6 protein-coding genes are annotated in these 5,750 nt (G+C 48.8%); 5 read left to right on the forward strand and 1 reads right to left on the reverse strand.

The features are described 5' to 3' along the window. Nucleotides 1–185 precede the first annotated feature (185 nt). The gene (locus Q0340_RS03050) at nucleotides 186–731 is read left to right on the forward strand and encodes a hypothetical protein (RefSeq protein WP_298082108.1); all 546 of its coding nucleotides are present in this window, start codon (nucleotides 186–188) and stop codon (nucleotides 729–731) included. A gap of 122 nt (nucleotides 732–853) precedes the next feature. Here Q0340_RS03050 and Q0340_RS03055 read toward each other — a convergent pair whose 3' ends face one another. Next, nucleotides 854–1,228, reverse strand: coding sequence for a hypothetical protein (locus Q0340_RS03055; protein ID WP_298082109.1), 375 nt, complete (start codon nucleotides 1,226–1,228; stop codon nucleotides 854–856). A 158-nt stretch (nucleotides 1,229–1,386) separates the two neighbouring features. Here Q0340_RS03055 and lgt point away from each other — a divergent pair, with 158 nt between their 5' ends. The 4 genes from lgt to Q0340_RS03075 all read left to right on the forward strand — a co-directional run bounded on the left by lgt (nucleotide 1,387) and on the right by Q0340_RS03075 (nucleotide 5,742). Further along, nucleotides 1,387–2,205 carry a prolipoprotein diacylglyceryl transferase gene (gene lgt, locus Q0340_RS03060; RefSeq protein ID WP_297904690.1) on the forward strand — a complete coding sequence of 273 codons (819 nt, stop codon included), beginning with the start codon at nucleotides 1,387–1,389 and terminating at the stop codon, nucleotides 2,203–2,205. A 94-nt stretch (nucleotides 2,206–2,299) separates the two neighbouring features. Further along, a complete protein-coding gene (locus Q0340_RS03065) occupies nucleotides 2,300–2,983 on the forward strand; it encodes a fumarate reductase cytochrome b subunit (protein ID WP_291936192.1) in 684 nt (227 codons plus the stop codon). Between the two features lie 10 nt (nucleotides 2,984–2,993). Beyond that, nucleotides 2,994–5,012 carry a fumarate reductase flavoprotein subunit gene (locus Q0340_RS03070; RefSeq protein ID WP_298082110.1) on the forward strand — a complete coding sequence of 673 codons (2,019 nt, stop codon included), beginning with the start codon at nucleotides 2,994–2,996 and terminating at the stop codon, nucleotides 5,010–5,012. Continuing rightward, entirely contained in the window at nucleotides 5,005–5,742 is a 738-nt protein-coding gene (locus tag Q0340_RS03075) for a fumarate reductase iron-sulfur subunit (RefSeq protein WP_298082111.1), read from the forward strand. The genes Q0340_RS03070 and Q0340_RS03075 overlap by 8 nt, the downstream gene beginning before the upstream one ends. The last annotated feature ends 8 nt before the right edge of the window (nucleotides 5,743–5,750 follow it).

The raw sequence follows: 5,750 nt of genomic DNA on the forward strand, positions 1-5,750 counted from the left end.
GCAGATAATCCACGTAGCGCTAAATCTTTCAAATTTTAGCGGCAAATCGGGCAGCTCGCTGCTCTTTGGCGAGATCGATAAAAAGCAGCAGAGCTTAGATCGATCTTTAAGCAGGATTTGGGAAAAATTCGGCATCGAAAAGCTAAAAAAAGCGAGCGAAATTTGATTAAATTTAAAGGAAAAAGATGAAATTAGGCGAGCTATACTCGGTGATCTGCATAATCTTTGCGACGAATTTTAAAGGCGTGATAGATGAGCAGAAGTTGCGCGGCTTGGGCAAAAACTGGATCATCGTAAATAAAAATATCGAGAACAAAAACGGCCACGAGCTTTGGCAAAAGGTGCAGGACGAGGACTACGCGGCGATAGAGCGCGATTTTGAGGCGCTAAAAGAGGCGTTTGAGATGGATTTTTTCAAGCTCATAAGCGAAAGCGAAGTGGAGCTGTTTTATGAAAAATGCCGCTTCAAAAAGCCTTTTGCGGAGCTTAAAAGCGCTCACGCAGCCAATATGCTAGCACTTCTTGCCATGATCTTTAAGCAAAACACGGACGCGAAATCGCATAAAATTTTGACGCTATATCTGGCGCAATTTATCATTCCTAGCTTTTACGCGCTTGCTACGCACGTGCAGATAAACGCTAAAAGCAGCTACTACAAGGCGCTTGGGTGGTTTTTGGCGGATTTTTGCCGCGTGATGAAAGAGACGCTGGGCTTGGAATTTAAAATTTAAAACGCGCGCTCGGTGTTTTTTTGTATGTTCGGCACAGAAAAATACTATGTAGAGATAGGCTTGTAGCTCGCTTTCGGAATTCCTTGAGCTGTAGCCGGTACAGCTCCTGCGGGCGCGATAAGCTAAGCAAGACGGGCGAATTTTATCTGCATTATCTTGCGCGGATGCAAAGTAGCTGCCTTGCTGTTTTTGTGCGTCGGTGCTTGTCGTATATCGCGCGCGTCGTTTTGAATTCTGCGCGGCATTCGGTATTTTGCGCATGTGCCGTTCGACGTTTGTTTTGCGCGCACTGCGAGTTTTGCTCGGCGTCCGGCGCTCTCGTTATGCGCATCATCCAGCCTTTGCCGTGCGCTGTCGGTATCGAGGCGCTGCGCGCGTCGCGTCTGCGTCACGGTGCTGTGTGCTTCGGCAATCCGTGTGTAGCTTTGCATGCCGCACAAGGCGCCATCGTTTGAAATTTTACGTGAGGTGTAAGGCGCCTCATCGGTTACAATCACTCGGCACCGCGCGTCTTAAGCGCTTTGCGTGTGCTATCGAGCTTGGAAGCCTAGCTTCTGCGCTCACGTATGCGCCGCCCTGCGTCTTTTACCGAGCGTGCGTCACGCAGCGTCCGATGCGCGCCGTTAAATTTTAAAATTTAAAACAAAGGAAAAATTTGAATTACTGGAACGAAATTTACGCCCACTTTGATCCCGTGGCATTTAGCGCGTTTGGCATAAACGTGCACTGGTACGGCATTATGTATGTTTTGGCGCTGCTTACGGCGCTATTTATCGCCAAATATTTCGTGCGAAAAGACGGCCTTGACTTCAGCGATAAGATGCTCGATCGCTACTTTATTTGGGTCGAAGTGGGCGTCATTTTGGGCGCGCGGCTGGGATACATCGCGATCTATTCGGGCGAGGCGGCGTGGTATTTCAGCCATCCGTGGCAAATTTTTAATCCCTTTCATAACGGCGAGTTCGTGGGCATTCGCGGTATGAGCTATCACGGCGCGGTCGTCGGATTCGTGATCGCGACGGTTTGGTTTTGCAAAAAATTTAAAACCGATATGTGGGCGCTGCTCGATCTCGTGGCACTTAGCGTGCCGCTTGGATATTTTTTCGGGCGCGTGGGAAATTTTTTAAATCAGGAGCTTTTCGGGCGCGAGACGAGCGAGCCGTGGGGGATCTTAGTGGGCGGCACGCTGCGCCATCCAAGCCAGCTTTACGAAGCGGTTTTGGAAGGACTGGTAATTTTCGTGATTTTATTTTTCTACCGTAAATTTAAGAAATTTAACGGCGAGCTGATATGTCTGTATGCGATGCTATACACGGCGTTTAGATTTTTCGTGGAATTTTTCAGGCAGCCGGACGATGGGCTTGGTTTTATATTTTTAAATTTATCGATGGGGCAAATTTTATCTTTAGTAATGTTTTTGATAGCAGTTTTCTTAAAGCAGTCTTTGAAGAAAAAACTAATTTGCAGAAATTAAATTAATCTAAAGTTAAAAAGTAATATAATCTTTTTATAAAAATGTAAATTTTCGTTTAGCGGGGATTTATAATCATCTTTTTTAAGGAGAACCTATGCTAGGTCGCATTGAAGGCTTTACGGGCAGATCCATAGACGGCAAAAAAAGCCGCATTATGGCTTTGCAAGACGTGGCGCAAAGCATCAGCGGGCTGATTTTGGCCTGTTTTATGCTGTGTCATATGATATTCACCGGCACGATTTTGATCGGTAAGGGCGCGTTTGAGGGCGTTGTTCATTTCGCCGAACCGGGCGGAATTTATTTCGTTACAAACATCGTCGCTTTTGTAATTTTCGTGATTTTCGTAGTTCACGCGTTTTTGGCGATGAGAAAATTTCCGGCTAACTACGCCGCTTACAGGGCGTTTAAAGCGCACAAAATGCGAATGAAGCATTGCGACACGACGCTTTGGTGGTTTCAGTTTTGGACGGGATTTTTCCTATTTTTCTTTGCGGCGGCTCATATTTTAATGATCGTATTCGGTCCGAAAATTACTGCAGATCTTGCTATCGCGCGATTCGGACAGCTTCATCTATTTTATTTCGTTTTATTGATTTTCGTAGTAACTCACGCTAGTATTGGAATTTATAGGCTTTATATGAAATGGATTAGCATAGACGGCACGAAGGCGGAAATTCAAAGGAAAAGAGCCCTCATCAAAAAGACGGTTTTCATCGTTTGGGGTGCATTTTTCTTGCTTTCGATAATCGCCGATTTCAAATGGTTAAGTTTAGAATAGGGAGCTTAGGATGAATGTAATATATTGCGATTCTTTAGTTATTGGCGGCGGTTTGGCGGGCTTAAGAGCTGCGATCGCTACCGGAGAGAAGGGGCTTAGCACCATCGTTTTGAGTCTGATCCCCGTTAAGCGCTCGCACTCTGCGGCAGCTCAAGGCGGCATGCAGGCGTCGCTTGGAAATTCCAAGATGAGCGAGGGCGACAATGAGGACGTGCACTTTGCCGATACCGTAAAAGGAAGCGACTGGGGCTGTGATCAGGATGTCGCTAGGATGTTTGCGCAAACGGCGCCTAAGGCGATCCGCGAGCTTGCGGGCTGGGGCGTTCCTTGGACCAGGATTACTAGAGGCGAGCGAAGCGCTATTATCAACGCTCAAAAGACCACGATCACCGAAAAAGACGAGGTTCACGGACTTATTCACAGTCGCGACTTCGGCGGTACGAAAAAATGGCGAACCTGCTATACCGCCGATGCCACGGGACATACGATGCTTTTTGCCGTTGCAAACGAAGCGCTAAAGCATAACGTCGATATTCACGACCGCAAAGAAGCTATCGCGCTAATTCATGCAAATAACCGTTGCTACGGCGCAATCGTGCGGGATTTGGTTACCGGTGAGCTGATCGCATACGTCTCAAAGGGCACGCTGATCGCTACCGGCGGCTACGGCAGAGTATATAAGCACACTACAAACGCCGTCGTTTGCGAGGGTATAGGTGCTGCTATCGCGCTTGAGACGGGCGTCGCGCAGCTTGGAAATATGGAAGCGGTGCAGTTTCACCCGACCCCTATCGTTCCGAGCGGAATTTTGCTTACCGAGGGTTGCCGCGGCGACGGCGGAATTTTACGCGACGTGGACGGCTACCGCTTTATGCCGGATTATGAGCCCGAGAAAAAGGAACTTGCTAGCCGCGACGTCGTAAGCCGCCGCATAATGGAGCATATAAGAAAAGGCAAGGGCGTCAAAAGCCCTTACGGCGAGCACGTTTGGCTTGACATTTCGATCCTTGGGCGCGAGCATATCGAGAAAAATTTACGCGACGTGCAAGAAATTTGCGAAATTTTCAACGGCATCGATCCTGCCGACACCGAAGTAATAACCGACGAGCAGGGCAGAAAGCGCGGTAAAGGCTGGGCTCCGATCCTTCCTATGCAGCACTACTCGATGGGCGGTATCAAAACAAAAGCTACGGGCGAGAGTCCAACGCTAGCTGGACTTTTCAGCGCCGGCGAGGCTGCGTGCTGGGATATGCACGGCTTTAACCGCTTGGGCGGAAATTCCGTCGCCGAAACCGTCGTCGCGGGCATGATCGTGGGCGAATATTTTGCGGAGTATTGTAAAGGACACGATGTCGATATCAATACGCACGATATCGAAAAATTCGTAGATAAAGAGAAAAATTACATTAAGAGCCTGCTTGAAAAAGAGGGTAAATTTAACGTATTCGAGATCAAAAACAAGATGAAAGACGTGATGTGGGAGCACTGCGCGATCTTCCGCACCGGCGAGGGATTAGCCAAAGCCGTAAAAGAGCTTGAAGAGCTTTACAAGCAGTCCTTGGATGTCAAAGTAAGTAATAAAGAGCTTTTCGGAAACCCGGAGCTTGAGGAGGCTTATCGCGTACCGAAGATGCTAAAGCTCGCGCTTTGTATCGCCAAGGGCGCGCTCGATCGCACCGAAAGCCGCGGCGCGCACTTCCGCGAGGATTATCCGAAGCGCGACGATCTAAACTGGCTAAAACGAACGCTTGCAAACTGGAAAGAGGGCGATACTATGCCTACTCTAAGCTACGAGCCGCTTGATATTATGAAGATGGAGATGCCGCCTGCGTTCCGCGGATACGGCGCCAAAGGCAATATCATCGAGCATCCGGACAGCGCCGTGCGCCAAAAAGAGGTCGATGAAATTCGCGAGAAAATGCAAGCCGAGGGCAAAGGCAGATATGAAATTCAAGAGGCATTGATGCATTATGAATTGCAGCCAAAATATAAAGCACCTAACGAAAGAGCAGGTATAGGATATGAGTAGAAAAATAACAATAAAGGCATTTAAGTATAATCCGCTAAGCAAAATTTCAAAGCCGCACTTCGCTACTTACGAGCTCGAAGAGACCGACGGAATGACGCTGTTTATCGCGCTTAACGTGATTCGTGAGAGATTTGATCCCGAGCTAAGCTTCGACTTCGTTTGTCGCGCGGGTATCTGCGGTAGCTGTGGTATGCTCGTAAACGGCAAGCCGCAGCTTGCGTGCCGCACGCTTACCAAGGACTATCCGGATGGCGTGATCGAGCTTATGCCTCTTCCGGTTTTCAAGCTGCTAAAAGACCTCAGCGTCGATACGGGCAACTGGATGAACGCGATGAGCAAACGCGTAGAGAGTTGGATCCATACCGACCACGATACCGATATCTCCAAGCTTGAGGAGAAGGTCGAACCGGAGGTCGCACAGGAGGTTTTCGAGCTGGATCGCTGCATCGAGTGCGGCATCTGCGTGGCGAGCTGCGGTACCGCGATAATGCGAAAGGATTTCATCGGCGCCGTCGGTATCAACCGCATAGCGCGCTTTCAGATCGATGCGCTGGATAAACGCAGCGACGAGGATTTTTACGAACTAATCGGCGATGATGACGGAGTATTCGGCTGTATGACGCTGCTAGGCTGCGAGGACAACTGTCCTAAGCACCTTCCGCTTCAAAGTAAAATCGCATATGTTCGCCGCAAGCTTGCCGCTCAGGGCAAATGCGGCTGCGGCAAATAAAATTTAAG

This window comes from uncultured Campylobacter sp. (assembly GCF_938045595.1).
Taxonomy (GTDB): domain Bacteria; phylum Campylobacterota; class Campylobacteria; order Campylobacterales; family Campylobacteraceae; genus Campylobacter_B.

Coding starts and splice junctions, on each gene's coding strand:
- Q0340_RS03065 (WP_291936192.1), top strand. CDS start 2,300: ATGCTAGGTCGCATTGAAGGCTTTACGGGCAGATCCATAGACGGCAAA.
- Q0340_RS03070 (WP_298082110.1), top strand. CDS start 2,994: ATGAATGTAATATATTGCGATTCTTTAGTTATTGGCGGCGGTTTGGCG.
- Q0340_RS03075 (WP_298082111.1), top strand. CDS start 5,005: ATGAGTAGAAAAATAACAATAAAGGCATTTAAGTATAATCCGCTAAGC.
- Q0340_RS03050 (WP_298082108.1), top strand. CDS start 186: ATGAAATTAGGCGAGCTATACTCGGTGATCTGCATAATCTTTGCGACG.